The organism is Natrarchaeobius versutus (assembly GCF_041205745.1).
GTDB lineage: Archaea > Halobacteriota > Halobacteria > Halobacteriales > Natrialbaceae > Natrarchaeobius > Natrarchaeobius versutus.
This window is the reverse complement of the sequence record NZ_JBGFCC010000009.1, coordinates 202185-225948: the sequence shown is the minus strand read 5'-3', so window position 1 is coordinate 225948 and position 23764 is coordinate 202185. Positions and strand designations below refer to the sequence as shown.

The 23764-nt window shown below is 62.9% G+C and carries 27 protein-coding genes; 14 read left to right on the top strand and 13 right to left on the bottom strand.

Annotated features, from left to right (window positions below):
* Positions 1-4: 4 nt before the first annotated feature.
* Positions 5-274, top strand: coding sequence for an AbrB/MazE/SpoVT family DNA-binding domain-containing protein (locus tag AB7C87_RS19530; protein WP_369731173.1), 270 nt, complete (start codon positions 5-7; stop codon positions 272-274).
* Positions 274-702: a type II toxin-antitoxin system VapC family toxin gene (locus AB7C87_RS19525; protein WP_369731172.1), complete on the top strand. Its 429-nt coding sequence runs from the start codon at positions 274-276 to the stop codon at positions 700-702. Before AB7C87_RS19530 ends, AB7C87_RS19525 begins: the two co-directional genes overlap by 1 nt.
* 262 nt (positions 703-964) lie before the next feature.
* Here AB7C87_RS19525 and AB7C87_RS19520 read toward each other — a convergent pair whose 3' ends face one another.
* The 5 genes from AB7C87_RS19520 to AB7C87_RS19500 all read right to left on the bottom strand — a co-directional run bounded on the left by AB7C87_RS19520 (position 965) and on the right by AB7C87_RS19500 (position 4665).
* On the bottom strand, positions 965-1672 hold the full coding sequence (locus tag AB7C87_RS19520) for a hypothetical protein (protein WP_369731171.1): 708 nt from the start codon (positions 1670-1672) through the stop codon (positions 965-967).
* Between the two features lie 209 nt (positions 1673-1881).
* Positions 1882-2352 carry an arsenate-mycothiol transferase ArsC gene (locus AB7C87_RS19515; RefSeq protein WP_369731170.1) on the bottom strand — a complete coding sequence of 157 codons (471 nt, stop codon included), beginning with the start codon at positions 2350-2352 and terminating at the stop codon, positions 1882-1884.
* Positions 2353-2487: 135 nt separating this feature from the next.
* Entirely contained in the window at positions 2488-3297 is an 810-nt protein-coding gene (locus AB7C87_RS19510; RefSeq protein WP_369731169.1) for an ion transporter, read from the bottom strand.
* 242 nt (positions 3298-3539) lie between these two features.
* Positions 3540-3974, bottom strand: coding sequence for a universal stress protein (locus AB7C87_RS19505; RefSeq protein WP_369731168.1), 435 nt, complete (start codon positions 3972-3974; stop codon positions 3540-3542).
* Between the two features lie 100 nt (positions 3975-4074).
* A complete protein-coding gene (locus AB7C87_RS19500; protein ID WP_369731167.1) occupies positions 4075-4665 on the bottom strand; it encodes a 50S ribosomal protein L15e in 591 nt (196 codons plus the stop codon).
* Positions 4666-4882: 217 nt separating this feature from the next.
* Between AB7C87_RS19500 and AB7C87_RS19495 the strand changes: the two genes are divergently transcribed.
* Entirely contained in the window at positions 4883-5545 is a 663-nt protein-coding gene (locus AB7C87_RS19495; RefSeq protein ID WP_369731166.1) for a potassium channel family protein, read from the top strand.
* A 59-nt stretch (positions 5546-5604) separates the two neighbouring features.
* Here the strand turns inward: AB7C87_RS19495 and AB7C87_RS19490 are convergent, their stop codons facing one another.
* A complete protein-coding gene (locus AB7C87_RS19490) occupies positions 5605-5739 on the bottom strand; it encodes a hypothetical protein (RefSeq protein WP_369731165.1) in 135 nt (44 codons plus the stop codon).
* A 316-nt stretch (positions 5740-6055) separates the two neighbouring features.
* The gene (locus AB7C87_RS19485; protein WP_369731164.1) at positions 6056-7123 is read right to left on the bottom strand and encodes a DNA methyltransferase; all 1068 of its coding nucleotides are present in this window, start codon (positions 7121-7123) and stop codon (positions 6056-6058) included.
* Positions 7124-7480: 357 nt separating this feature from the next.
* Between AB7C87_RS19485 and AB7C87_RS19480 the strand changes: the two genes are divergently transcribed.
* From AB7C87_RS19480 to AB7C87_RS19460, 5 genes are all read left to right on the top strand, one after another.
* The gene (locus AB7C87_RS19480; RefSeq protein WP_369731163.1) at positions 7481-8875 is read left to right on the top strand and encodes a protein adenylyltransferase SelO; all 1395 of its coding nucleotides are present in this window, start codon (positions 7481-7483) and stop codon (positions 8873-8875) included.
* A 658-nt stretch (positions 8876-9533) separates the two neighbouring features.
* Entirely contained in the window at positions 9534-9713 is a 180-nt protein-coding gene (locus AB7C87_RS19475) for a hypothetical protein (RefSeq protein WP_369731162.1), read from the top strand.
* A complete protein-coding gene (locus tag AB7C87_RS19470) occupies positions 9667-9885 on the top strand; it encodes a HalOD1 output domain-containing protein (protein WP_369731161.1) in 219 nt (72 codons plus the stop codon). Before AB7C87_RS19475 ends, AB7C87_RS19470 begins: the two co-directional genes overlap by 47 nt.
* 206 nt (positions 9886-10091) lie before the next feature.
* The gene (locus tag AB7C87_RS19465) at positions 10092-10376 is read left to right on the top strand and encodes a zinc ribbon domain-containing protein (protein WP_369731160.1); all 285 of its coding nucleotides are present in this window, start codon (positions 10092-10094) and stop codon (positions 10374-10376) included.
* A gap of 154 nt (positions 10377-10530) precedes the next feature.
* A complete protein-coding gene (locus AB7C87_RS19460) occupies positions 10531-11565 on the top strand; it encodes a glutathione S-transferase family protein (protein ID WP_369731159.1) in 1035 nt (344 codons plus the stop codon).
* A gap of 407 nt (positions 11566-11972) precedes the next feature.
* Here the strand turns inward: AB7C87_RS19460 and AB7C87_RS19455 are convergent, their stop codons facing one another.
* From AB7C87_RS19455 to AB7C87_RS19445, 3 genes are all read right to left on the bottom strand, one after another.
* Positions 11973-12227, bottom strand: coding sequence for a DUF7535 family protein (locus tag AB7C87_RS19455; RefSeq protein WP_369731158.1), 255 nt, complete (start codon positions 12225-12227; stop codon positions 11973-11975).
* A 156-nt stretch (positions 12228-12383) separates the two neighbouring features.
* Positions 12384-13190, bottom strand: coding sequence for an NAD-dependent epimerase/dehydratase family protein (locus AB7C87_RS19450; protein WP_369731157.1), 807 nt, complete (start codon positions 13188-13190; stop codon positions 12384-12386).
* Positions 13191-13259: 69 nt separating this feature from the next.
* The gene (locus AB7C87_RS19445; RefSeq protein ID WP_369731156.1) at positions 13260-14273 is read right to left on the bottom strand and encodes a zinc-binding dehydrogenase; all 1014 of its coding nucleotides are present in this window, start codon (positions 14271-14273) and stop codon (positions 13260-13262) included.
* 144 nt (positions 14274-14417) lie between these two features.
* On the opposite strand from AB7C87_RS19445, the gene AB7C87_RS19440 reads away from it, so the two are divergent.
* Positions 14418-14864, top strand: a complete 447-nt coding sequence (locus AB7C87_RS19440) for an SRPBCC family protein (protein WP_369731155.1) — start codon at positions 14418-14420, stop codon at positions 14862-14864.
* 126 nt (positions 14865-14990) lie between these two features.
* Here AB7C87_RS19440 and AB7C87_RS19435 read toward each other — a convergent pair whose 3' ends face one another.
* Positions 14991-15647 carry an HAD family hydrolase gene (locus AB7C87_RS19435; RefSeq protein ID WP_369731154.1) on the bottom strand — a complete coding sequence of 219 codons (657 nt, stop codon included), beginning with the start codon at positions 15645-15647 and terminating at the stop codon, positions 14991-14993.
* A gap of 222 nt (positions 15648-15869) precedes the next feature.
* Between AB7C87_RS19435 and AB7C87_RS19430 the strand changes: the two genes are divergently transcribed.
* A complete protein-coding gene (locus AB7C87_RS19430) occupies positions 15870-16553 on the top strand; it encodes a DUF6735 family protein (RefSeq protein ID WP_369731153.1) in 684 nt (227 codons plus the stop codon).
* A 25-nt stretch (positions 16554-16578) separates the two neighbouring features.
* Here the strand turns inward: AB7C87_RS19430 and AB7C87_RS19425 are convergent, their stop codons facing one another.
* The gene (locus tag AB7C87_RS19425; RefSeq protein WP_369731152.1) at positions 16579-18381 is read right to left on the bottom strand and encodes a DNA mismatch repair protein; all 1803 of its coding nucleotides are present in this window, start codon (positions 18379-18381) and stop codon (positions 16579-16581) included.
* Between the two features lie 216 nt (positions 18382-18597).
* Between AB7C87_RS19425 and purF the strand changes: the two genes are divergently transcribed.
* The 4 genes from purF to AB7C87_RS19405 all read left to right on the top strand — a co-directional run bounded on the left by purF (position 18598) and on the right by AB7C87_RS19405 (position 21741).
* Positions 18598-20070 (top strand): amidophosphoribosyltransferase, encoded by a 1473-nt coding sequence (purF, locus tag AB7C87_RS19420; RefSeq protein WP_369731211.1) that lies wholly within the window; start codon positions 18598-18600, stop codon positions 20068-20070.
* Positions 20071-20188: 118 nt separating this feature from the next.
* Positions 20189-20665, top strand: coding sequence for a response regulator (locus AB7C87_RS19415; RefSeq protein ID WP_369731151.1), 477 nt, complete (start codon positions 20189-20191; stop codon positions 20663-20665).
* 106 nt (positions 20666-20771) lie between these two features.
* Positions 20772-21266 carry a ferritin-like domain-containing protein gene (locus AB7C87_RS19410; RefSeq protein WP_369731150.1) on the top strand — a complete coding sequence of 165 codons (495 nt, stop codon included), beginning with the start codon at positions 20772-20774 and terminating at the stop codon, positions 21264-21266.
* A gap of 46 nt (positions 21267-21312) precedes the next feature.
* Positions 21313-21741, top strand: a complete 429-nt coding sequence (locus AB7C87_RS19405) for a metal-dependent transcriptional regulator (protein ID WP_369731149.1) — start codon at positions 21313-21315, stop codon at positions 21739-21741.
* A 97-nt stretch (positions 21742-21838) separates the two neighbouring features.
* Here the strand turns inward: AB7C87_RS19405 and AB7C87_RS19400 are convergent, their stop codons facing one another.
* The gene (locus tag AB7C87_RS19400; RefSeq protein WP_369731148.1) at positions 21839-23734 is read right to left on the bottom strand and encodes a phospholipase D-like domain-containing protein; all 1896 of its coding nucleotides are present in this window, start codon (positions 23732-23734) and stop codon (positions 21839-21841) included.
* Positions 23735-23764: the final 30 nt, after the last annotated feature.

Below are 23764 nucleotides of genomic sequence, written 5' to 3'. Positions count from 1 at the left end.
GACTATGGCAACCGAAGATGTCCCCGAAGAAACGACGGTCAGCGATCGGGGGATGGTAACCATTCCGGCGTCGTTGCGTCGACGTCTCGATATCGAGGCCGGCGACAAGATTCAGTGGGACGTCGACGACGACGGGAATCTCTCCGTCGAGGTCGTCAAGCAGCGACACGGCGCGTTCGACGACTTCGAGCCCGTTTCGATGGGAGGCGATGGCCTCGAGAGCCACGATCTCGCGGGCCACGATGCAGATGCCGCGTTCTCCGAGGATCGCTGATGGTCGTTGTGCTCGTTGATACGGCCGTACTCGTCGGAATGGCCGATACGGACGATCGCCACCACGACGTTGCGATGGAGATCGTTCGGGGAATGGACCATGGTGATCTGCCGGTGGGGCGCGTGACCGATTACGTCGTTCTCGAAACGCTGAACTGGATTCACAACCGCAGTCGCCACAAGAAGGCACGCGAAACGTACGCTCGGCTGAACGAATCTGCCGGGTTCGAGATACACCACACTGCACAGAAAGACTTCACGCGAGCGCTCGAACTGTTCGAGACGTACGACGGGCTCTCATTCGGCGACGCATCGATCGCCGCGTACATGGAACGCGAAGGGGTCGAGTACGTGTACTCGTTCGACGACGATTTCGATGCCGTCGAAGGGATCAGTCGGTTGGAAACGCCCGATAACCCGTTCAATTGAACGCCATCTGGCGGCAGTTAAATACGAATACTGAGCATCGGAGCGACTGTTTCTTCTATAGTAACAACTGCAACGAGGTACACACCGATCGCCGAGCTCACGGGTCACTGGGTTCCCCGTTCGCTTTTCCGCGGTTCTCGCTCGTTTCACTCGCTCCGAACCGCGCTCGCTCCGAACCGCGCACGCTCCGAACCGCGCTTTTCGTCTGGCGAGCAGGTGTGCAAGACCTGCAATGGCTACTATAGATCACAACGCCAATCGATCACTCGAGTGCGTCGTAGACGAGCACGCTCGCGGCGACGCCGGCCGAGCCGACGACGACGAACGCCGCGGCGGGGCCGACAGCTGGGACCTGTGAGAGAACGACCGCCGCCGCGCCCAGTCCCGCAACGATCAGGCCGATACCGACCTCGTGGCCGGCGGTCGCCCGCCAACTCTCGCGTATCGCGGCGCGAACCGACCGATCCTCGAGAACGAGAACGGGTAGTCCGACGAACAGCCTGATCGTGAGGACGACGCCCGGAACGACGAGCGCCAGCAGGCCGGCGCCGACCGCCCCCGCCGCGGCCAGGAGAAACGCGAACGCACGGAGGCTCGTCGCGCCCCCTCGAGAGAGGTCGGTGAGAAGCGACGCCGACCGGCCGTCGACGCCGGAAAGCCGATAGACGCTCGTCGCACAGGAGAACGCGACCGCCCATCCGAGGGCGAGGATGCCCGTGGACGCGGCCGCGGCGACGAGCGGCGTACGCGGCCGGAAGACGTACCGCCCGTCGAACAGCGAGGGTGTGAGTTGGGAGAAGACGGCGACGAACTGCGGGCGATACGCCTCGAACAGTTCGGCGAACCCGACGAACACGACGGCGAGACCGACGAAGAGTGCGATCACCGACGGGCGCGTTCGAAGGGCCGTGACAATCGAGCGCGGCGCGTCGAAGACGTAATCGGGTCGAAGATCCGTTTTGGAGGGCATGAGGGCGAGCTACTACGTCCCCGTTACTGCTCAAAGAATTGTTGTAAATCTGTTGTTCGGAACTGTCGCGGCCGTCGAAATGTCTCGAGAGCGACTCGAGGCGCTGATCGACGAGCTCTGGCAAGTACTCAGCCGGCTCGAGTCCATCCTCCGTTGCTCGAAATCGTCGTTTCGAGGGTTACTCGTCGCAACCACCAACCGCATCGCCGTCACTCGAGTTCGCGTTCCTCGAGTACATCCACCTCGAGGTCGTCGAACAACGCCTCGACGTGACTCTCGACTTCGTCGCGAATCTCCTCGACCCGCTCTTCGTCCTCGCCGTGGGGGTCGGTTAGGTCCCAGTCGCGGACGTCCGTCTCGGCGTCGAGTTCGAGCGTCGAACAGCCCATCGTGGCGACGACGTCACAGGTCTCGAGAGTCTCTTCGGAGACGGCCTGGGGGACGCGACTCGAGAGGTCGATTCCCGCGTCGGCCATAACCTCGACGACGACGTCGTGGACGGCGTCGGCGGGTCTCGTTCCGCCGGAAACGATCTCGACCTCGAGGTCTCGGTTCGTCCGCTCGCGCTCGGCGAACGCGGTCGCCATCTGACTTCGTCCGGCGTTCTGGACGCAAACGAAGGCGACCCGGGCGTCGGCATCGGATTCGGGGCTGGCATCGGATTCACTGTCTGAGTCCATACTCGAGTCGAGTCGTGATCGGGACCTAACTGCTCGTATGTTCGACCGTGTGTCAAACGTTCACATTGGTAGTCCGGAGTTTCCTCGAGACGTCACACCCGCCACTGCGGTCGACGCCGAGGGATGAACCACCGCCTACTTCAACCGTTCTCCGCAGTGAGGACAGTACTCGTACTCCGCCTCGTCGTCGGTCTGCTCCATAAACCCCGCCGCGAGGATCGACGCCGGCAGTGCGAACAGCCCGATGCCCAACAGGGCGATGAGTCCGGTCAGGAACTGTCCCAGGGGGGTGATTGGCGTGACGTCGCCGTAGCCGACGGTCGTCAACGTGATGAACCCCCAGTAAAACGAGGCGGGGATCGACGAGAAAACCTCCGGCTGGTGTGGGTGCTCGACGTAGTACATCACACTCGAGGCCAGCGTCAACAGCATCAGGTTCGCAAACAGCGCGAGAACGAGCTTCTCCTTTTTCTCGTAGAACACCAATCCGAACGATCGCATGGCCGTCGAGTACCGCGCGAGTTTTAACAGTCGGAACAGACGCACCAGTCGGAGCGCACGGAGGAATCGAAGATCGGCCTGGATACCCGCCGCTGACAGGTAAAACGGAAGAATCGCGATCAGATCCACGACGAGCAGGGGCTTACTCGCGAATCGGACCCGCCCGGAGATCGGTCCTTCGAACGACGGGTCGTCGACGGCGGCCCACACGCGCCCGAGGTACTCGACGGTGAAGACGGCGACCGAGAACAGTTCGAAGTAGTGGAAAACCGGGGCGTACGCGGCTGCGACGGCATCGACCGTCTCGAGGATGACGGCCGCGACGTTGGCGGTGATGAGCACCATGATGAACCAGTCGGTGTAGTAACCGACCGTCCCCCCTAACTCCGGTTCGAACAGCTTCCGTGTTCGGCGACGGGCATCTGTATACCGACCGGCACTCATAGGAACGGTATTTCAGCACAGAATTATTATTGTTCTGGTAAGTGTGCGCCGTTTTATCCATCGTCATTTGCCCCGATAACTGTGTCGGCGCTTCGAACGCATACTTCGGATTCGAGGGAAGCACCCACGGTTTCGCGACGTCTCGGGGTCTGTTCACTCGATAAGACGTGTGGGTGGCAAACACTGTCCGAATTTCTCACGAGAACGAACGAGATCGCCCACTCATTCGGCGGCTGAAACCGTTATCTGACGATCGTCACCGGAACCGGCGAGCGCCGGGCGACGTTCTCGGCGACGCTCCCGAGGAGGATTCGGCTCGCACCGGTTCGTCCGTGGCTCCCGATGACGACGTGGTCGACGTCGTGTTCCTCGACGTAGTCGACGATCGAACGCGAGACGCTACCGATCACCTGTTCGGTCCCGATATCGTGATCGAACGCCGCGGCCTGCTCGGTCGCCCGCTCCAAGATCCCCTCGGCACGGTTCTCGTGGTGTTTCTGGATCTCCTCGTAGTTCGCCATCGCGCCGCCCTCGATGCCGGTGGCCGCGTAGAAGTCGCTCGGGTCGATGACGTGGATCGCGGTGATCTCAGCGTCGGGGTACTCCCGACAGGCGAACTCGAGTGCGTCGGTCGATCGGTCGGAGTCGTCGACGGGAACGAGGACGTGATGTGTCATGATCTGCGCTACGACGACTCGAGTCATAAGTCCCCGCCACGATAGCGGCCGCTGGCAATTCTCGAAAGAGTGAAAATCGATCGGTGTGGCCCGCGGACGATTACTTCGCGCGGCCCTGGCCGCCGGTGTTCGACGGTCGGACCTTCTCTGCGCCCTTACCGCGGGTGTTCAGGCCACGGTTGGCCGTACCCGCGTTCGTCAGACCGCGGAACGCGCGGTTCTGGTGGGCGTCGTCGCAGATCCAGTTCAGGTCGTCGTCGTTTTCGATCGCCGGGTGATTCGGATCGACGAGGATCACTTCGAACCACTTCTGGGAGCCGTCTTCACCGACCCAGTAGCTGTTCAGCACGCGGAGGTTGGGGTACTTCCGGGAGACCCGTTCCTCACCGATGCGCTGGATGTTCTTGCGTCGACCGATGCGGTTGACACCCTGGCGCTTCGAGCGTCGACCTGCCTTGTGTCGCTGCTTGCGTGCCGTCCCCTTGCGGACGGAGACGCGAGCGACGACGATTCCTTGTTTGGCCTTGTAGCCGAGTTCGCGCGCCTTGTCGAGTCGCGTCGGGCGATCGATCCGTTCGATCGCGCCCTGTTTGCGCCACTCCTGTTTGCGTTGCCACTGTAGTTCCCCGAGTTTACCGTCGCCGGGGTCCTTCCATGCCTCCTTGATGTGGGAGTAGAAGCTCTTTGCCATGCGTATCACCGCGGGCGTTTCCTGGTTCAATCCCGACCGGGGCCGAGCCCCGCGGATCACATCCCGACCTGCGGCAAAGCCGTGCAGGCGCCCGCTGATGCCCGCGAACCAGCGAGTCGGTCGTTTCTACCCAGCGTTCGGGTATAAGGGCTTCGAACCTCGCGTTCCGCTCGAGCCGGGACCAACGTATTTGTCGTCGGGGGGTGTACACCGTGGCATGAAATTCGTTATCGTGGGGTACGGACGAGTCGGTTCGCGAACGGCGCGCATCCTCGTCGAAGAGGGCCACGACGCGGTCGTCCTCGACGACGACCCCGACCGGGTCGAACGCGCCGAGAGGGCCGGGTTCGACGCCCGCCACGGCGACGGATCGGACGAGGAGGTGCTCGTCGACGCGGGCATCGAGGATGCCGACGCGATCGGCGCGTTCACGCCCGATCTCAACGTCAACTTCGCGGCCTGCATGGTCGGAAAACACTACGGTTGTCGGACGGTGCTTCGGATCGACGAGGACTATCGCGAAGACATCTACGAGAAGTACGCCGAGGACGTCGACGAGATCATCTACCCCGAACGCCTGGGCGCCGCGGGCGCAAAAACCGCGATGCTCGGCGGCGACTTCGACGTCGTCACCGATCTCGCAGCGAACCTCCAGCTGACGGTTCTCGACGTTCGCGACGGCTCGCCCGCAGTTGGCAAGCGAGTGAGCGAACTCGATCTCCCCGATTCGGTCCGAATCTACGCCCACGGACGCGAACGCGAATCGCTGACGATCCCGCTTCCCGGCACCCAACTCGAGGCCGGCGACGAGGTCGCGATCATCGCCGAAACGGACTCACTCGAGGACGTTCGTTCGGCGCTGTTGCCGGCCAACGGCTGAGACGGATGCCGTCAAAAAGCGTCGACACGCCGAGAGACGAGTAGACGGACAACAGCCGATCAGAACAGCGGTCCGTCCGAACGCAGTTCTCCCGAGTCGCCGATCTTCCGAGTGACGAATCGACGGCCGACGGTTTCACCGAGCGGTCGAAGAATGGATACGGCGACGAGTTCGAGTTCGAAAGGGTCGGTCACGGGACGTCTCGAGTCGAGACCGCCAGTCGCGTGACCGGCCGTCAGACCGTTCCGTTCGACGGGACCCGTTCGCCAGCAATCCGGGCGGCAACCACGAACCGATCGCCGACGAACGCCGACGTCGGCGTCCGAGCGGCGTCGTCACTCGATCACCAGCGGGGGTGAACGGGAGTGATCGCAAACGGCGCGCGACGGGGGGATGGGGGTGATAACACGGTGCGCGCCGGCTGAACCGAGACACCGAGAGGTCATAAAACCGCGTCAGACTCTCGTCATTCGATCGTCTGACGGCGTCACTGCGGGTCGTCCGACGGCGTTACTCGTCCCCGTCCGGTCGGAAGACGAGGACGTTCTGGTGGACCATCGAGGGGACGAACGAGAACGGGTAGCCGTAGACGTGGAGATCCTTCGTGGGGTCATACCAGACGAGATTCGCCGCGAGCGTCACCGGCGCGGCGGACTCGATCGCCCGCGCCAGATCGGCCGAGAGGAACTCGTAGGACTGCTCGCGGTACATGTCGCCGATGAAGACGACCAGGTGGCCGTCCGGGGCGACCGCGTCGGTAAAGCGATCGAACTTCTCGGCCATCTCCGCGAGCCACTCGGCTTTCGTCTGCGTTTCCGCGGACGCACTCTCGAGGCCCCCACCCTCGCCCGTCAGGTCGGTATCCTCCCCGCTCGAGCCGTCGTCGAACGATCCCAACTTGCTCTCGCGGGTCGCCCGCTCGTTGCGGGTTTGCTCGAGTTCGTCCATGTGCCAGTAGGGGACGTCGGTCAACAGGAGCTCGACCGAGTCGTCGGGGACGTCCGCGATCAGGTCGGCGCAGTCGCCGTGGCGCAGCTCCTGGGGGGCGAGCACCGGCTCTCCGCGCTCGCGGCGCTCGTCGTTCTCGCGCTCGAGGACTTCCTCGTAGATCTCGATCCATCGTTCGGTGCGCTCGAAGCCAATCGCCTCGCGGAGGCCGGTCCCCTCGTGCTCGCAGAAACTCGCCCCAAGGAGAGTGCCGCCGACGCCCGCGAACGGGTCGAGGACGGTGTCGCCCGCTTTGCTGAATCGGCCGATCAACTCGGCGCAGAGGCGCGGGGGTTTCTGCCCGCCGTGTTCGCTCCGAAGGTCGTGCTGGACGGCCGGGGGGTAGCCCTGGGCGATCACTGACTTCGTCGCGTACTTCCACTCCCTGCCAGTAAGGTCGTTGACCCGGTTCCGCTCGTCGTAGATCCCCCGACCCTCGACGTAGCGCTGGTGGTCCGCGAGGTCGTCCGTGTCGATCACCTCGCCGTCCTCGACGGGAAGGGATTCTTCGCGTGCGCGGTCCGGATCGAACTCGCCGTCGTCGTCCGTGAACAGGCGACTCTGTCGATGACGCTCCCCGTCGTCTGCCATGTGCCTCGAGTGGTTACCGGGACCGCTTAACAGTTGTTGAAGATCGCCCCGGAGTCGAGTGAGTCGAGAGAGCCGATCTCTCGTCGTCACGGACTCGAGGATCTTCTGAACGACTCGAGTCTGTCATCGAACGCCTCTCGTAAATTCGATACAGTAACAACTGCAACGATTTACACACCGATCGCACAGCCATCGTGCGATCGGGTGTGCATTGACTTGCAGTGGCTACTATAGAAACTGCGTGCAACATCCAGAGCGTGTATGCAGCACACGCCAATTTGAACCTCTCCGATCGACTGTTAACATTCCCAAGGGCAAAATTATTAAAGGAGACATCATAAGATCATATGAAAATAAATGGCCTTTTCATTTGATACCACTTACAAAAATTTAGACTCGAACCTCTACTCGAGAGTAACGCGCAAAAGTATCGCTAATCCCGAAATTCTGGTTTGCAATGACGGGCTATGTGCTGATCTTGGATTGGATACAGCGAAGCTCGATGCTGAAATTCTCGCAGGCCAGGAGCTCCTGGAAGAACCAATCGCCCAAGCATATGCAGGCCACCAGTTTGGCAGTTTTACCGTCCTGGGCGATGGGAGAGCGATGATACTCGGCGAACATGTACACGATGGTAATAGATACGATATTCAACTGAAAGGGTCCGGTCGAACGCCGTACTCCGGAAGAGGCGACGGCAACGCAACTGTCAGCTCGATGCTCAGAGAGTATCTGTATTCGTATGCGATGCAGAATCTACAGATCAAAACATCGAGGAGTCTGGCAGTCGTCGAAACTGACGAAGCGATCCGACGACGACGGACGGAACCTGGAGCCATTCTCGTCCGGGTGATGAACAGCCACATTCGATACGGGACCTTCCAGTACGTTGCAGGCCGAGCAGCCGATGAGCTACAGCGATTCACTGACTACGTTATTGACAGACACTACCCACAGCTAACTGCAACGGATCGTCCATACATCGATTTCTTCGATGCTGTCATGCAGTCGTCGATCGAGATGGTTGTCGACTGGCTGCGTGTCGGATTCATCCACGGCGTGATGAATACGGACAACATGAGTGTCGATGGAGAAACATTTGATTACGGACCCTGTGCCTTCATGAATTACTATGATGAGGAGACTGTCTTCAGCTCAATCGACAAGCACGGGCGATATGCATTCGGAAACCAACGACCAATCTTGCGGTGGAATCTCGAACGGTTCGCAGAGGCACTCCAACCGCTGTGTACACAATCAGCGCTCACGTATGATGAACTCAAAGTCAAACTAGACGAATTTGAGGATCGATTTGATGCGCAATACGACACGATGATGCGGAAGAAACTGGGGATCAACTCAGATGGCGAAGAAGAACTCGTCGATGAATTCCTGGGGTGGCTTCGTAAATCGAACGCAGACTATACCAATACGTTCCTCGAATTAGAGACGCCTGGTACGTTTGATGACCCGGTGTTTACAACTGCAGAATTCGAACAGCTTCGGGATAAATTGGCTGCTGTCGGCCTAGATGAGGAGTTGATGCAAGAATCCAATCCGCGGTATATCCCCCGAAACTACCTGGTCGAAGAGGCATTGGATGAGTATCTCGAAACTGGAGATCTGTCCAAATTCGAGGAGTTATTGACCGTATTGGAAAACCCCTACACATCGACGGATATGGGTTCACAATTCCAGCAACCACCGCCACGAGAATTCGATGCAGAGTATACAACGTACTGTAATACGTGAGCTGTCGTAAGCGGTTCCATCACCTCGAGACCATCGCAAACTGTCAGTAAGGCTGGCCGATCCGTAGCTCCGCAAGGAGTATGAGTTTCCGCTTGGGTTGGAGTATTCACTATCGGTCAGGCTGGGACGCTATCATCGGGCGAACGGTGGTCGCTGTCGGCGAACTGCTGGGCATTGCCGATTGAGAGAACAGCGTTCGCAAATGCATGACACGCGCTCTGTATTCATCACGATCATTTGGAGGGATGCGCTGGTTGGTAGGACACCTATCGGCCGATAACTACGATTACTGAATGATCTGTACCTGAGAGAGTGAACTGAATCCTCGAGAGTCCGTCTATGACACGCTACGACTACGTTACGACGATCGACCGTCCGTCCCTGCCTCTAGAACAGTCGAACCAACCGGTCAGTATCCTAACGTTCTTTACGGATGATTGCGTACCCAACGAATGCGCACGAAAGTGCGCCGAGCCGGAGTTCAAGCGTCCAACAAGCACTCCGGCTCGTACACGAGCCCCCGCATAGCGGGAGCAATCCATCATTGACGTTGGCGAAATAAAGACCTGCCGACGTCCCGCCGGACCAGAAGCGATTGCGTTCGGTTTTCTCGCTGGGTTGTATTCCGCCGCGTCGGGGCCTACAGACGGAGAAAGTCATGGCCTCGAGAATAACCATCCACTGCGATTGCGGAACCGACCTCCGCGCGACGACGACCGACGGACCGATCACGTGTCCGGACTGCGAGTCGACGTTCGCCGCGAGAATTATCCAGCTTCCCGACGATCACGATGCATCCAGCACTCGCTACGGCACTCGATCGAATCGCGGCCCGTGAAGACCTCGACCGAGCGGCGTTGCCGCCGCTGTACGAGGTCGTCGATCCCGGCGCTCTTACAGCGGTCCTCGAGTCCAACGCGGACGTCACCGTCCGCTTTGCGTACGCCGGCTACCTGATCGTGATCGACACCGGGCCGCTCGAGGTGGCGGTGATCGACGGGGATCGGTGACGGCTCCTCGAATTCCACCGCCTCGCTCCTTCGAACACCACTCTGAACGGCGCCTGGATTGGGGGGATATACTAAAAGAACGCACCTTTGTGGGAAGCTGTTGATACAGTCTGGTTGTCGCTGTGGAATCGAAGAGACCACGCACGCCGCGTATAGTCGTGTTTTTTATCAGTGTATCTTTATATTTTCACCCCGTTGTGTTGGATATGCCTCCTGCTCAGGAGTGGGTAATTTTCGCGACACTCGGCGCCGTGACCCTTGGGTTGGTCGTCCTGCTGTTCGTTGCCGGCGGTCCGTTTGGATGGTTCACGGCGGTCTTTATGATCATCGGCTTTTTATTGCTCGCAAGTTGGAGTGGGTTCTTCCAGAGCGACGAGTTGGTCGAGAAAGTGAACTGTCCTGACTGTGGGGCCCGAAATCGGACAGATCGGATGCGATGTTCTCACTGTGGCGTCCTGTTGGATCATTCTGCGCGCGAGGATGACGAGTAGCTGACGAAGAAGCCTCGAGCGGACACCTTCGCGGATCGATGACGCCTCGAAGTCCATCCATGGGCGTTTTGATTTTTTGATCTCCAGCAGTCGCGGAACGCGGTAACACCGACGTTAGCGGGGTCATTTGTACCCTCGAGCACGTACGGGCGGTATGAACATGCTCGTCGACGGCGAGTGGCGAACCGACGCGGGCGAGTACACCGATGACGACGGCTCCTTCCAGCGCCAGGAGACGACGTTCCGGGGTCGGATTCGGGACGATCCCGACGCCGAGTTCCAGCCCGAGGCCGGCCGCTACCACCTCTACGTCTCGTATGCGTGTCCGTGGGCACATCGGACGCTCGTCGTTCGGGCGCTGAAGGGACTCGAGGACGCGATTTCGGTGTCGGTCGTCGACCCCTACCGCGCCGAGGACGGCTGGCAGTTCACCCCCGAAAAAGAGGGCTGTACGCGCGATCACGTTCACGACGCTGACTACCTGTATGAACTGTACGTGGAGGCCGACCCGAATACGACGGGGCGCGTGACGGTGCCGGTGCTGTGGGACACCCACGAGAACACCATCGTCAACAACGAGTCCAGAGAGATCATGCGGATGCTCGACACCGAGTTCGACGAGTACGCGACGCGGGACGTGGACCTCTACCCCGAGGGATATCGGGAGGAAGTCGACCGGATCATCGACAAAATCTACGAACCCGTAAACAACGGCGTCTACCGCGCCGGTTTCGCGACCGACCAGAAACCGTACGACGAGGCCGTCGACGATCTCTTTGCGGCGCTCGATCACTGGGATTCGGTGCTCGCAGACCAGCGCTACCTCGCCGGGGATCGACTCACCGAAGCCGACGTCGCGATGTTCACGACGCTCGTCCGGTTCGATAACGTCTATCACACCCACTTCATGTGTAACGTCCAGTACGTCCGCGAGTACGACAACCTCTGGCCGTACCTGCGGGATCTGTACCAGACCGGTGTTCCCGACCGAGGTGAGAAGACGTCCGGCGTCGCCGAGACGGTGAACATGAGCCACATCAAAGAACACTACTACACGACCCACCCGGACGTCACCCCCAACCGAATCGTCGCTCGAGGCCCCGACCTTGCGTTCGACGCCCCACACGGTCGGGACGAACTCCCGGGTGACCCGCCGTCGGAACTCGTCGCGGCCGGAACGGATCGTTGAGCCGGTCTACGTCGCCCGTAGGCCGGAACGACCACCGAACGACTCGCAGTAATACGACGGGTTCCCACCGGAGCGTACGTGATTCACGCCCGTTGAGCAAACCGAAGGTTTGCGATGCCCATCAGAACGCAAGCGTTCTGCGGACGTCCCCAGAAATCGAAGATTTCTGGTGTGCGAACGAGACGCGTGCGTCTCGTCAACGTCCCCGGAGCTCGACGAGTTCCGGTGTGCGCGCAAGACCTGTGGTCTTGCGAACGCCGTGAACGGCAGAGGACTCTCTCGCTGTTGAAAGGTTGTTGTCAAAATAGCGGACGGCGATCCGTTTCATACCGATTACTGTAACGGTTTACCGGTACACCCGCAGGATGGGGCGTGATTGCGCCGGAAACGACTGACAGTAAACCGTCTCAGTCCTCGTCCTCGTCGTCCGTTTCCGGTTCCGGCGGCGAGGGGCGCAGTCGGTTCGGATCGTTTCGCCACGTCTCGTATCTCGACTCGACCTCGTCGTCCGCGACAAACGCCCGCCAGAGAAGCCACGCGAGGACGATGATGGGGAGCACCGGCAACATGACGATCGCGATGATCGCCGCCATGATGTACCCGAACGTCGACATCTGGAGGTTCGAGACGTAGCCGGTCGACTCGGACACCTTGGTAGACATACCAGACGGTTCGAACGACCCGATATTCGGTCTTTCGATACAGGGAGCGCACGTACCGGGACGGACGACCGTACCGATAGACCGGTGGGACTGCTCTCCGGGCCACGGCCCCGCTGGAACTGAGACGGTCGATCGTACGACCGACGACAGACCGCATCAGCCGGTCTCGAGGCCAGATCGTCCGCTCGCCTCGTCCTCGAGCACTGCCCGTGAGTCGTCTCTCGGTCGGTAGCCGAGGGCGAGCATCGTCTCGGTGAGCGAGAGGAATCGGTCGGCGTTGTCCGAGATACCGTGTGCGGTAAGTGGCGTCTTCGGGAGCGAGTGCGTCGCGGCCGCCTCGATGACGCGCCGACAGTCCTCGGGGCTGAGCCACATCGCGCGAGCGTACCGCTCGCCGGCACCGTCGCGATCCGCACACTCCTCGCGGAGTTCGTCGCGGGTGAGCAACCAGCCGATCCGGAGGGAAACGACGTCGAGTCCGTGTCGCTTCGCGTAGTACGACCCCATCGCCTCGCCGACGACCTTCGTAACCCCGTAGTAGGTGTCCGGATCCGGCGGATCGTCCGGCCGAACGACGTCCGGATTGCCGACCGTCGACTCCGGGCGGATCGACGAGACGGCGTTGTCCATGTTGACCGCGTGATTCGAACTCGAGAAGACCACTCGCTCGAGGTCGTTCTCGACCGCGGCCGCGTACACGTTGTACAACCCTTCGACGTTCGGTCCCGAAACTGCGTCCCACTCGGCTCGCGGGTCGGGGTTTGCCGCCAGGTGGATCACCACGTCCTGGCCCTCGAGAGCGTCGAAGACGGCCCCACGATCGGTGATCTCGATCGGCGTCGTCTCGAGGTCCTCGGTCTCGCTGTGGGAGAACAGTGTAAGTTTCTCCTCGCGTCCGGAGAACGCCTCGATCGCTTCCCTGCCCACGGTTCCGGACGCGCCGGTGATCGCGACGTTCGTCATAGACGCTCGACACCGCTCGAGGGGAAATACGTCGGGCCGGCACGTTCTTGCCTCGCGCTCCACTGCGAGCTACGGCTGGACGACTAGCTTGCCGACGCTCTCTCGCTCCCGCATCGCGGCGAACGCGTCGGCCGTCTCCTCGAGCGCGTACGTTTCATCGATTTCGGGCTCGAGGTCGCCGGCGGCTACAAGGTCGACGAGTCGTCGCAACTCCTCTTGAGTCCCCATCGTCGAGCCGACGATTCGCTTGTGCTCGAGGAACAGATCGGGAACGTCGATCGCCGACGTGTCACCGGCGGTGCGTCCGCAGACGACCATCGTCCCGCCGCGGCGCATGACCCGCTGGCCGAGTTCGGTGTACTCGCCGCCGAGGTGGTTGATCACCGCGTCCGGGGTGCCAATTTCCGACACGCGCTCGCGGACGTCGTCGACGGCGGTCGACTGGATCCCGTGATCGAGTCCGAGCTCACGCACGCGTTCGAGTTTCGACTCCGAAGAGGAGGTGCCGACCGTCCGCGCGCCGAGGACGGCCGCGAGTTGGACGGTCGCGACGCCGACACCACCGGTCGCACCCGGAACGAAGACGAGGTCGCCGGGGCCGACGTCGGCCAGTCGGAGCATGTGGAACGCGGTCGTGTAGGCGGTGGGAATCGCGGCGGCGTCGGTCGTCGACACCCCGTCCGGAAGTGCAACGAGTCGGTCGGCCTCGACGCGGGCGGCCTCCGCGAGACCGCCGTGGTACAGCGAGAAGTTCGCACACAGGTTCTCGGGTCCCTCGCGGCAGAACCGACACTGCCCGCAGGTTTCGTTCGGACAGAGGACCACCCGGTCGCCCGGTTCGACGCTCGAGACTTCTTCACCGACGTCGCGGACGGTGCCGGCGACGTCGAGTCCAGTAATGAACGGCAGGTCGTTCGCGTCGACCATGGCCGAATCACCCTCGAGGATCCACAGATCGTGGCGGTTGATCGCACAGGCGTCGACGTCGACGACGGCCTCGCCGGTGTCCGGATTCGGAGCTTCGCGCTCGATCACGTCCACCCCGTCCGGGCCGATCAGGTCGGTGAATACTGCGCCACGCATCGGGGACACCACGACCGCCGGAGGGAAGTATCTGCCCACCGGACTGATCCGAGCTCTGGACCGCGGCCAACGCCCCGACGATCGCCAGGAAATCCGAACGATCGGGCGATACAGGCATACGATCTCGGCGCGTGAGCGACTAGCATGAACCAGGTCGAGGTGTTCGAGGAGATCGACGCGCCGCCGGAGGCCGTCTGGGAGGTCCTTCTCGAGTTCGACAGCTATCCCGAGTGGAACCCGTTCATCCGGTCGGTCGAAGGGGTACCCGCGGAGGGAGAACAGCTCCGAATTCGGATCGAACTTCCCGATTCACGGGGAATGACGTTCCGACCGGAGGTCGTCGCCGTCGAGGAAAACCGACGGCTCGCCTGGATGGGACGGCTGGTCGTTCCCTTCGCCTTCGACGGCTACCACGAGTTTCGCCTCGAGCCGATCGACGACGGCGAGCGAACGAGGCTCCTCCAGCGGGAGACGTTCAGAGGAGCACTCGTCCCGCTTCTGTTCGACGGCGCGCGGATCGAACGCGGATTCGCCGCGATGAACCAAGGGGTCAAAGAGCGGGCCGAACGTCGCGTCGGCGTGCCGAACTGACCGCCTCGGTTCAGACGGATTGCTGTCGCGATCTACCGGTGAGACCGTCGCCCGGATCGCGGTCTCACCGGAACTGATCGACAGCAAACCGGCACAGTCGGTCAGTCGTCCATCTCAGTCGATCAGTCACACCAGTTCTAGGAGCGTCTCGAGCGACTCGATCTCGTATCGCGGCTCGTGGCCGGCGAGGTCGTAGCCGATCCGGTGGTCCCGCCTGATGAACGCGGCGTCGATCCCGGCCGCGTCGGCCGCGACGACGTCGACCCGACTATCTCCGACGTACAGCGGGTTGTTCACGCCGAGCTCGTCGATCGCCAACTCGAGGTAGTACGGCGTCGGTTTCTTCCGGTCGATCCCCTCGATCGTCGGTTCGCGCCCGTACCAGACCTCGACTGGTTCGAGCGCGCAGTTGTCGAGAATGTTCCCGATCGTCTCGTGTTGGTTGTTGCTGACGATTCCGGTCGGAACGGAAAACGACTCGAGGGCGGTCACGTCCTCGTAGACGCGCTTTCGTCCGGCTTCGATCTCGGCGAGCTGGGCGTCGATCGCGGCCTGCTCCCGTGCGCTCCACAGTGTGGCGGGGTCGACTCCGTGGTGGTCCGCGATCCGTCGGAGCGAGGGACGGTCGGGGCTGAGAAGCGTTCGAACCTGTTCGTCCGACGGGCTCGAGACGTCGACGCGTTCGAAGGCGTCACGAATCGCCTCGATCAGGACGTCCCGGTCGGTCGGCGTCGTCAGTACCCCATCGTTGTCGAATACGACCGCGTCGTAGCTGGGATCCATTCGGCGTACCGCCCACGTTGGAAACGAACGGATATCGTCGTTGTGACCGCGGAATCCACTGCCACATCTCGCTCCACCGGGGTCGGACTCCGTTACCCGACGTGTCGGAGTCGCGTCCGGGGGTTCAAGTACGGGCAGGCGACCAGAGTCGGTGATGTCCGAGCAGGCAGGTGTTCGAGCGCGTTCGATCGTCGAGGACCGCAAATCACGAGCGTGAGTGCGATGGGACACAGAGCACTCGTCGCCTACCGGCGACCCGACCGTCTGTACGACGTTCGCTACAGCCACTGGGGCGGCGAGGACCTCTCGCTTGCCGATCGAATCACCGAAGAGACGCCGCTCGCGGAGGGGGTCGTCGACGCCACCGTTCTCGCGGGATCCGTCGCGCGCGATCGGATCCTCGCGGACCTCCTCGACCCCTGCGTACACGAGGCGCTCTACCTCGTCACGCCCGACGACGGCTACGCGGTCGACGTCTATCGCGTCTGCTGGCTCGAGTGGGGGGACGGCCGAGACGACGGCCGCGGGGCGATCGTCCGGGTGAACCCGGCTCGCGACGGCGAGATCAGGGTCTGGTTTCGCGCCGTCAAGACGACGCTCGGCGACGCGATCGAGATGGGAGCGCTCTCCCGGCGGGCGGCACAGGCCTACCTCGAGTCCCGAATCTGCGAGGACGAAAACGGGATCGTCTACACGTTCAGAAACGACGATCAGTACCGGAGAGAGTCCACGTACACACCCCGGCCGGACGTCTGGCTCGAGGACGACACCGCTCTCGAGGACGACGATCGGAGCGAGGACGGGGGCCGTAGCGAGGGCGGTGGACGTAGCGAGGACGCCGGCGATCGAAACGGCGAGAATCGAGACCGGGACCGCGGTCGAGAGCGGGGTGAGGATCGAAAGTGAGCGACGACAGGGGGACGAACCGGTTTCACTCGTTCCAGCGGGCGTCCGCGAGCGTCCGCTGGACGACCTCGTTTCCGACGGCCTCCGCGAGCGTCTCGAAGCCGACGCGTTCGCTCCGGTCGGTCGCGTTCGCGACCAGTCTCGAGACGATGAACTCGGGCGTCGACCGGCCGACGGTGTCGAACCGCGGCTGGTAGTCGACGAGCAACTCGAGATCGGGGTTCAGCCCCTCCGCGAAGATGCCGTCGACGCGGGCCGCGGGCGGGAGTGGCTCCAGATCGTCGGCGAGGTGGGTGACGAACACCCCGAGCGCGTCGCGGTCGACGGTCAGCGTCACGAGCCCGTGGAGCAGGTCGGCCGCGCTCCCGGGTTCGGTGATCGCCTCGAACTCGTCGACCAGCATCAGCGTCCGACCGTTCGAGGAAAGTGGCGGCACGACCGAACGAAGCGTCGACTCGAGGACGCCCGCGTTGAAACTCGCGTGACGGCGATGGAAGACCAGCGAATCGGGGGGCGTCACTTCGGCGCGTTCGGCCGGCACCGGCAGTCCCATCGTCGCCAGCAGGACGACCTGACACAGCGTCTCGAGTAACGTCGTCTTCCCGCCGCTGTTTGCCCCCGTCAGGACGGCGACGCGCTCGCGACCGGGGACGCCGGGATCGTCCTCCTCCCCGGAGCCGGATCCGAGACCGCCCGGAACGTCGACGACGTCGTGGTCGCCCAGTGCGTACGTGATCGGCTGGACGTCCGCCCCGTCGCGCGTCGCAAGCGAGAGGTTTCGTGCCCCGACTACCGAGACGGCGGCATCGTCTCCGTCGACGAACGTCGGGCGCGTACAGTCGTAGGCGAGAGCGAACCTGGCGAGCGAGAGGTGGAGTGCGATCTCGTCGACCGCTTCGACGGCCCGATCGACGGCCTCGCGTGACTCCTCGAGGGCCGTCTCGAGTTCGGCCGCGACGGCTTCCTCGCGTTCGTCGATCGCGGCGGTGAGATCGCTCCGAAGCGTTCGCAAGGTGGAGCCGACGAAGTCGGTCGCGTCGGCGGCGTCGGTCGCCATCGCATCACGAACCCGATCGATCGTCACGTTCGTCTCGCCGAGCAAGTGGTCCTCGAACGCCTCGCGGAACTGATCGACGTCCCGGACGCCTTCGGAGCGAAGGTCGTCGATCAGCTCCAACGCGTTGGCGTCCATATCCTCGACGGCACCGAGTGCGTCCCGGAGCCGGTCGAGTTCCTCGTCCGCCCCCTCGGCGATGCGCCCGCGGTTTCCGTCGAGCGCCGCCAGCGCCTCGGCCGCGGCCTCGAGACGGTCGCGCTCGAGGTCGGCGATCGCCGCGAACGGGCCGGAATCGACCCCCGCCTCGAGCAGTGTGATCGCCGCCTCGACGGCGGCCAGTTCGCTCCCGTCGCGTTCGTCGTAGCGGTCGTACGCCGACAGGACCGATTCCCGATCCTCCTCGGGGAGCTCGCGCCAGGCGTCCCGCGCGGCAAGGACGTCCTCGAGCCGTCGCTCCATCTCTACGTGGTCGACTAACGGCGTGAGAACGCGGATCCGATCGGCCGCACGGTGAGTCACCGCGTGGTCGACCGCCAGATCGAGCAGTTCCTTGTACGCCGAGCGCGCGTCGCTCGTCGCCAGCGTCTCCATGCCGTCGCCGCCGGTCGCCCGCCGCAGGATGCGGGTCGCCCGACCGCGTGCGAGACCGGCGTCCGCGAGTGCACGAACGTCGCCGCTCTCGATCGCCCGGATCGCCCGCTCCCGGCCGAGTTCTTCGACCAACGTCTCACGCGTCTTCGGGCCGACACCCCAGTACTCCTCGAGTCGCATACCCGAGGTGTTCGAGCCGATACTCTTGAACGCTGTGTCACGTCACGCGAGGACGAGGTGTGCGAATCGCAATCCAAAGTAAAAGTGTGCACAAACGTGGATATCATTTACGCTCGAGGACAGGATTCGAGGCACAAACACGGGGATTTTTATCGGTTCGGCGCCCTACGAACTTCCATGACTGATGGGCGGGGCGAAACTCCCCGGCGAACAGGGATGACCGAAAAGTGTGGCGTCGTCGGCGTCTCACTGGGCGGTCGCGACGCGGCACGACCGTTGTACTACGCACTCTACGCGCTCCAGCACCGCGGCCAGGAGTCCGCCGGGATCGTCACCCACGACGGTTTCCAGCAACACAGCCACGTGGAGATGGGGCTGGTCGGCGAAGCGTTCGACGAGGATGATCTGGACATCCTCAACGGATCGACGGGGATCGGTCACGTCCGCTACCCGACCGCGGGCTCGGTCGACACCTCCTGTGCACAGCCCTTCTCCGTCTCGTTCAAAAGCGGCTCGCTCGGCCTAAGCCACAACGGCAACCTCGTCAACGCCGACGAGATTCGCGACGAGCTCGCCGCCGTCGGCCACGCCTTTACCAGCGACGGCGACACCGAGGTCATCGCACACGACCTCGCGCGCAACCTCCTCGAAGAAGACCTCGTACGCGCGGTCAAGCGAACGATGAACCGCATCCACGGCTCCTATTCGCTGACGATCAGCCACGACGACACCGTTCTCGGCGTGCGCGATCCACAGGGGAACCGGCCGCTCTGTATCGGGAAACTCGAGGACGGCTACATCCTCGCCTCCGAGTCGGCGGCGATCGATACCCTGGACGGCGAACTCGTCCGGGACGTTCGGCCCGGTGAGCTCGTCGTTCTCCAGGAAGATGGCCAAGGGTTCGACTCCTACCAGCTCGTCGAGAGCGAACACACGGCTCACTGTTTCTTCGAGCACGTCTACTTCGCCCGCCCGGACAGCATCATCGACGACACGCTCGTCTACGAAGCGCGGCGAAATCTGGGTCGGAAGCTGTGGGAGGAAAACGGCGTCGAGACCGACGTCGTGATGCCGGTTCCGGACTCGGGACGGGCGTTCGCCTCGGGCTATGCGGACGCCGCGGGTGAGACGACCGCCGACGGAGCACCCCGCGACGAGAACGACGAGGGCGTCGAGTTCGCCGAGGGGCTGATGAAAAACCGCTACGTCGGCCGGACGTTCATTATGCCGACCCAGGACGAACGCGAGCGCGCGGTTCGACTGAAACTCAACCCTATCAAATCGACGGTCGAAGGCAAGACCGTCACGCTGATCGACGACTCGATCGTCCGCGGAACGACCTCGACCCAACTCGTCGGACTGCTCAAAGACTGTGGGGCCGAGGAGGTCCACATGCGCATCGGCGCACCGGAGATCGTCGCTCCCTGTTATATGGGTATCGACATGGCCACGCGAGAGGAGCTGATCGCCTCCGATAAGACCGTCGCCGAAATCAGAGAGACGATCGACGCCGACAGCCTCGCGTACCTCTCGACGGACGCCGTCGCCGAGGTCCTCGGGAAAGAGCGGATCGACCTCTGTCTGGGCTGTGTCACCGGGAGCTATCCCTACGACATCGACGGCGAGGAGACCGACCGCGACGTCAGTCGACCCGAACTCGGCGGACAGACGATGATCGCCGACGACTGATCGACGTTCCCCAGCACTGTTAGGGCCCCTGCGGTCTCGAGTCGCCAGTCGAACGAGCCAGAAACCCGTCAGTACTGATGACCTCGATGTTTTAACCCTGTGGCCGAAACGAGTTGCAATGACCGGATCGGGCGAGCATACGGACAAGCCGATCGACATACTGCTGGTCGAGCCGAATCCAGGGGACACTCGGCTCTTTACCGAATCGTTCGACGAAGCGAAACTCACGAACACCATCCACACCGTCTGTGACGGCGAGACGGCACTCGAGTTCCTCCACCGTCGCGGCGAGTACGCAGGCGAGCCACGCCCCGACCTCGTCTTGCTCGAGCCTCAGCTTCCCGGGAAAGACGGTTCCGATATCCTCTCCGAGATGGACGACGAGCCGGTACTCAGCGACGTCCCGGTCGTCGTCCTCACGAGTTCGGACACCGGTGAAGAGATCGTCAAATCTCGGGGACTCGAGGCGGACCACTACGTCCAGAAGCCGGTCGAGCCGGAAAACTTCCTCGAGTTCGTCCAGGAGATCGAGGACTTCTGGCTATCGATCGTTCAACAATCGTCTCCGGACGGCCGAGACGAACCGGGACAGTAGTCGGTGACACGATTTCCCCGCCGTCAGAATTCGATAATAAAACGGATCGGAATCGATCCCGTTTCGAATGCAGGAAGTTAAGTAACAGGCACACCCACGCATAATCATGAGTCTGGGACAGCGTGTCTCGAGCGACCATCAGCTCGCGCGGCTCCTCCAGATCGGAGTCGTCTTAGAGGAGGTCGTCGAGTCGCGCGCCGCCCACCACCTCGACTCTCTTCCGCCCGAAAAGCGCGAGGAAGTCGACGAAGAGGTGCGGGAGTTGCTCGTCGAGGCCGCCGACGAGTCGGCCGACCACCGAGAGCGACTCGAGGCGCTGATCGACGAGCTCGACGCCGAAACCGTCGCCTACGAAGAGATCAACGCGTTAGTCGACGCACAGTACGGCCCGCCAGAGGACACCGACGGCGTGCTCTACGACCAGCTGTGCAACGAGGAGACGGCGTACAAGTTCTACGACGACCTGATCGACGCGATCGAGGCGTCCGACACCGAATTCGCGCTCGAGCGCGACCGACTGCTCGAGACGCTGTACGACATTCGCGAGGAAGAAAAAGACGGCGTCGAGGAGGTAACCGAGATCATGGAGCACCGGGCATGATCGGGGCACAGGCCGGAACGAACACCGACACCGACGGAGGGATGCGATGAACACTGCAGACCAGTACCTCAAGGCAATCTACCTCGCACAACGCATGGAAGAGGGGCCCGCCTCGACCGGAACGCTCGCGGACATACTCGACGTCAGTCCGGCGAGCGTCAACGAGATGATCGGCAAACTCGAGGATCGCGGCCTCGTCGAGCACGAAAAGTACAAGGGGGCGAGCCTAACCGACGACGGACTCGAACGCGCACACCACGCCTTACAGACGTACTGTATCATCGAACGGTTTCTCGTGAACGTCCTCGAGGTCGAGGATTTTCGCGCGGAAGCTCGGACGCTCGAGAGCGTCATCGACGACACCGTCGCCGACCGTCTCGACACGATCATCGACCGACCCGAGGAGTGTCCGGACTGTTTCGACCCCGAACACGACTGCTGTGCCCACCTCGAAGCCTGCGGACCCGTAAACTAACGCGGACTGCGATACTGATTTTCGCTGCGACCACAGGACAAGGCAGGGATAGGTCGGTAGTGACGAACGGCGGTCCGTACGATACTGTCGACTATCGTCACTCCGCTCCGGATAGCCGTCGATCGCCGAACCGGACGTACCGCCAGCCGACGAGCGCCGCAGCGACGAGAACGGCGGCCGCGGAGAGGCTCAATCCGATCGGGAGCGTCCACACGTCTCCGTCCCAATCGCCCTCGAAGACCGCCGCGTAGTACTCCGCCGCCGACTCGCCGTGGAGGACGACCAACACCTCGCGATTGTTCTCGAAGGCGTTCTCGTTCCAGTTCGCACTTCCCACGACGGCCGCCTCGCGGTCGACGATCACCCCTTTCGCGTGGATCTTCTCGAATCGGTCGGTTCGGCCGACGACCTTCGCCTCGAGTGCGAGTCCCTCGTCGGCCGCGATCGATTCGAGGTCGTCCGCAAGCGCCGCGTTCTCGTCCTCGTGGTACCAGGTCGAATCGAGGAGGATTCGGACGTCGACGCCGCGCCGCGCGGCCTCGAGTGTCGCCTCGAGGACGGAGACGTCCGCGGCGATACTCGCCTGTTTGATCAGGATCTCCTCGTCCGCGTCGGCGATCAGGTCCTCGAGTCGATCCGCCGCGTTGTCGGGGGCGACCAGCAGTTCGACCGAGTCGACGGGAACGGTTTCGGCGTCGTGGTTCGTCTCGAACGCGGGTTCCGGATCGTCCCCGCGAACGCCGTCGTCCTCGACGAACGTGGCGGTCGACCGGAACTGCTCGCTCGAGCGGGTGTCCCACCCCTCGTGGTCGGCCCGGAACGTCGCCGCGAGCGCGTCCGCGAGGTCGACATCCTCGAGGCGAACGCCCCAGCCGCGACTCGACTCGCCTCCCGTTCCCGAGGGTTTCCAGTTCTCGCTGGTCACCAACACGTGATCGTCGGCGACCGCGTACTTCGGGTGGTGAAACCGGTAGCGAGCACCCTCGCCACCGATCGCGCGGACGTCGATACCGGCGTCCTCGAGTTGGACCAACACGGGTTTGCTCGCGGCGGGCGTCCCGCCGACTGGCCCCGACTCTACCAGTACTGCAACGTCGACGCCGCGGTCTGAGGCATCGACCAGCGCGTCCGTGACGTCAGTCGACGTGATGGTGTAGCCCGCGAGCAAGAGCCGATCGTCCGCCTCGCGGATCGTCTCGAGGGGAACCTCGGGTGAGTCGGGGAGGACGAAGGCCGTCGCGTCTGTGGGATCGGCGCGAACGACGGGGAAACAGGTGCCGTCTCGTGGGTGCCATCGGCCGTCGGCTGGACGAACGACGTTGCCGTCGCTCGCGTGATCGGCGTGGCCGCTCGCTCGAACGTCTCCCTCGTCATCGCTCGCGTGGCTGTTTCCGGTGTCTGCGTCGTCGCGATACCAGCGTTCGGCGATCGGCGCGTCCTCGTAGGCCACCGCGTCGACCGCCTCCGTGCCGTTTCGCAGTTCGAGTTCGTCGCCGTCGACCGCGAGCCTGACAGTGCCTTCGAGTTCGCGCACCGGATAGTCGGTCAACTCCGCGGTCGTTTCCGCGTCGGTACTGAAGGCGACGCGACCGTCGATCGTCTCGTTCGGAATCCTCGCCGTCGTGTGACCGTCCGTAACCGTCCAGTTCTCGAGGCGGGTTTCCGCGGACACCTCGAGGACGAGAAACTCACCGGCGTTGCCGTGGGTCGTCGGGTTCGGGTAGAGTTCGACGATACGCACCTCGTGGTCGCCACGTTCGACATCGACCGACGCCGCCGGTTCGTCCTCGGTATCGAACTGAGAGGGCGGAGCGCACTCGAGTCCGCTGGCGGTCTCGACCACGGGACTTGGCGCGTGAGCGGCCGCCGGCTGGGAAGCCGACGGCTGGGCGGTCGCCGCGAGTCCGGTTCCAGCGAGCGCACTCGTTGAACCGGCTAACAGGAGAAGCGACGCGGCGAGAGCAACCCAAAGGGCGATGCGTCGGACGGCCATTGCCCCGTCTGGCCGCCCGATCGTACGTAA

What these genes read in the sequence shown, in the direction of transcription:
- AB7C87_RS19530 (WP_369731173.1), top strand. Translation starts at nt 5, where the DNA reads ATGGCAACCGAAGATGTCCCCGAAGAAACGACGGTCAGCGATCGGGGG.
- AB7C87_RS19525 (WP_369731172.1), top strand. Translation starts at nt 274, where the DNA reads ATGGTCGTTGTGCTCGTTGATACGGCCGTACTCGTCGGAATGGCCGAT.
- AB7C87_RS19520 (WP_369731171.1), bottom strand. Translation starts at nt 1,672, where the DNA reads ATGCCCTCCAAAACGGATCTTCGACCCGATTACGTCTTCGACGCGCCG.
- AB7C87_RS19515 (WP_369731170.1), bottom strand. Translation starts at nt 2,352, where the DNA reads ATGGACTCAGACAGTGAATCCGATGCCAGCCCCGAATCCGATGCCGAC.
- AB7C87_RS19510 (WP_369731169.1), bottom strand. Translation starts at nt 3,297, where the DNA reads ATGAGTGCCGGTCGGTATACAGATGCCCGTCGCCGAACACGGAAGCTG.
- AB7C87_RS19505 (WP_369731168.1), bottom strand. Translation starts at nt 3,974, where the DNA reads ATGACACATCACGTCCTCGTTCCCGTCGACGACTCCGACCGATCGACC.
- AB7C87_RS19500 (WP_369731167.1), bottom strand. Translation starts at nt 4,665, where the DNA reads ATGGCAAAGAGCTTCTACTCCCACATCAAGGAGGCATGGAAGGACCCC.
- AB7C87_RS19495 (WP_369731166.1), top strand. Translation starts at nt 4,883, where the DNA reads ATGAAATTCGTTATCGTGGGGTACGGACGAGTCGGTTCGCGAACGGCG.
- AB7C87_RS19485 (WP_369731164.1), bottom strand. Translation starts at nt 7,123, where the DNA reads ATGGCAGACGACGGGGAGCGTCATCGACAGAGTCGCCTGTTCACGGAC.
- AB7C87_RS19480 (WP_369731163.1), top strand. Translation starts at nt 7,481, where the DNA reads ATGGCCTTTTCATTTGATACCACTTACAAAAATTTAGACTCGAACCTC.
- AB7C87_RS19475 (WP_369731162.1), top strand. Translation starts at nt 9,534, where the DNA reads ATGGCCTCGAGAATAACCATCCACTGCGATTGCGGAACCGACCTCCGC.
- AB7C87_RS19470 (WP_369731161.1), top strand. Translation starts at nt 9,667, where the DNA reads ATGCATCCAGCACTCGCTACGGCACTCGATCGAATCGCGGCCCGTGAA.
- AB7C87_RS19465 (WP_369731160.1), top strand. Translation starts at nt 10,092, where the DNA reads ATGCCTCCTGCTCAGGAGTGGGTAATTTTCGCGACACTCGGCGCCGTG.
- AB7C87_RS19460 (WP_369731159.1), top strand. Translation starts at nt 10,531, where the DNA reads ATGAACATGCTCGTCGACGGCGAGTGGCGAACCGACGCGGGCGAGTAC.
- AB7C87_RS19455 (WP_369731158.1), bottom strand. Translation starts at nt 12,227, where the DNA reads ATGTCTACCAAGGTGTCCGAGTCGACCGGCTACGTCTCGAACCTCCAG.
- AB7C87_RS19450 (WP_369731157.1), bottom strand. Translation starts at nt 13,190, where the DNA reads ATGACGAACGTCGCGATCACCGGCGCGTCCGGAACCGTGGGCAGGGAA.
- AB7C87_RS19445 (WP_369731156.1), bottom strand. Translation starts at nt 14,273, where the DNA reads ATGCGTGGCGCAGTATTCACCGACCTGATCGGCCCGGACGGGGTGGAC.
- AB7C87_RS19440 (WP_369731155.1), top strand. Translation starts at nt 14,418, where the DNA reads ATGAACCAGGTCGAGGTGTTCGAGGAGATCGACGCGCCGCCGGAGGCC.
- AB7C87_RS19435 (WP_369731154.1), bottom strand. Translation starts at nt 15,647, where the DNA reads ATGGATCCCAGCTACGACGCGGTCGTATTCGACAACGATGGGGTACTG.
- AB7C87_RS19430 (WP_369731153.1), top strand. Translation starts at nt 15,870, where the DNA reads ATGGGACACAGAGCACTCGTCGCCTACCGGCGACCCGACCGTCTGTAC.
- AB7C87_RS19425 (WP_369731152.1), bottom strand. Translation starts at nt 18,381, where the DNA reads ATGCGACTCGAGGAGTACTGGGGTGTCGGCCCGAAGACGCGTGAGACG.
- purF (WP_369731211.1), top strand. Translation starts at nt 18,598, where the DNA reads ATGACCGAAAAGTGTGGCGTCGTCGGCGTCTCACTGGGCGGTCGCGAC.
- AB7C87_RS19415 (WP_369731151.1), top strand. Translation starts at nt 20,189, where the DNA reads ATGACCGGATCGGGCGAGCATACGGACAAGCCGATCGACATACTGCTG.
- AB7C87_RS19410 (WP_369731150.1), top strand. Translation starts at nt 20,772, where the DNA reads ATGAGTCTGGGACAGCGTGTCTCGAGCGACCATCAGCTCGCGCGGCTC.
- AB7C87_RS19405 (WP_369731149.1), top strand. Translation starts at nt 21,313, where the DNA reads ATGAACACTGCAGACCAGTACCTCAAGGCAATCTACCTCGCACAACGC.
- AB7C87_RS19400 (WP_369731148.1), bottom strand. Translation starts at nt 23,734, where the DNA reads ATGGCCGTCCGACGCATCGCCCTTTGGGTTGCTCTCGCCGCGTCGCTT.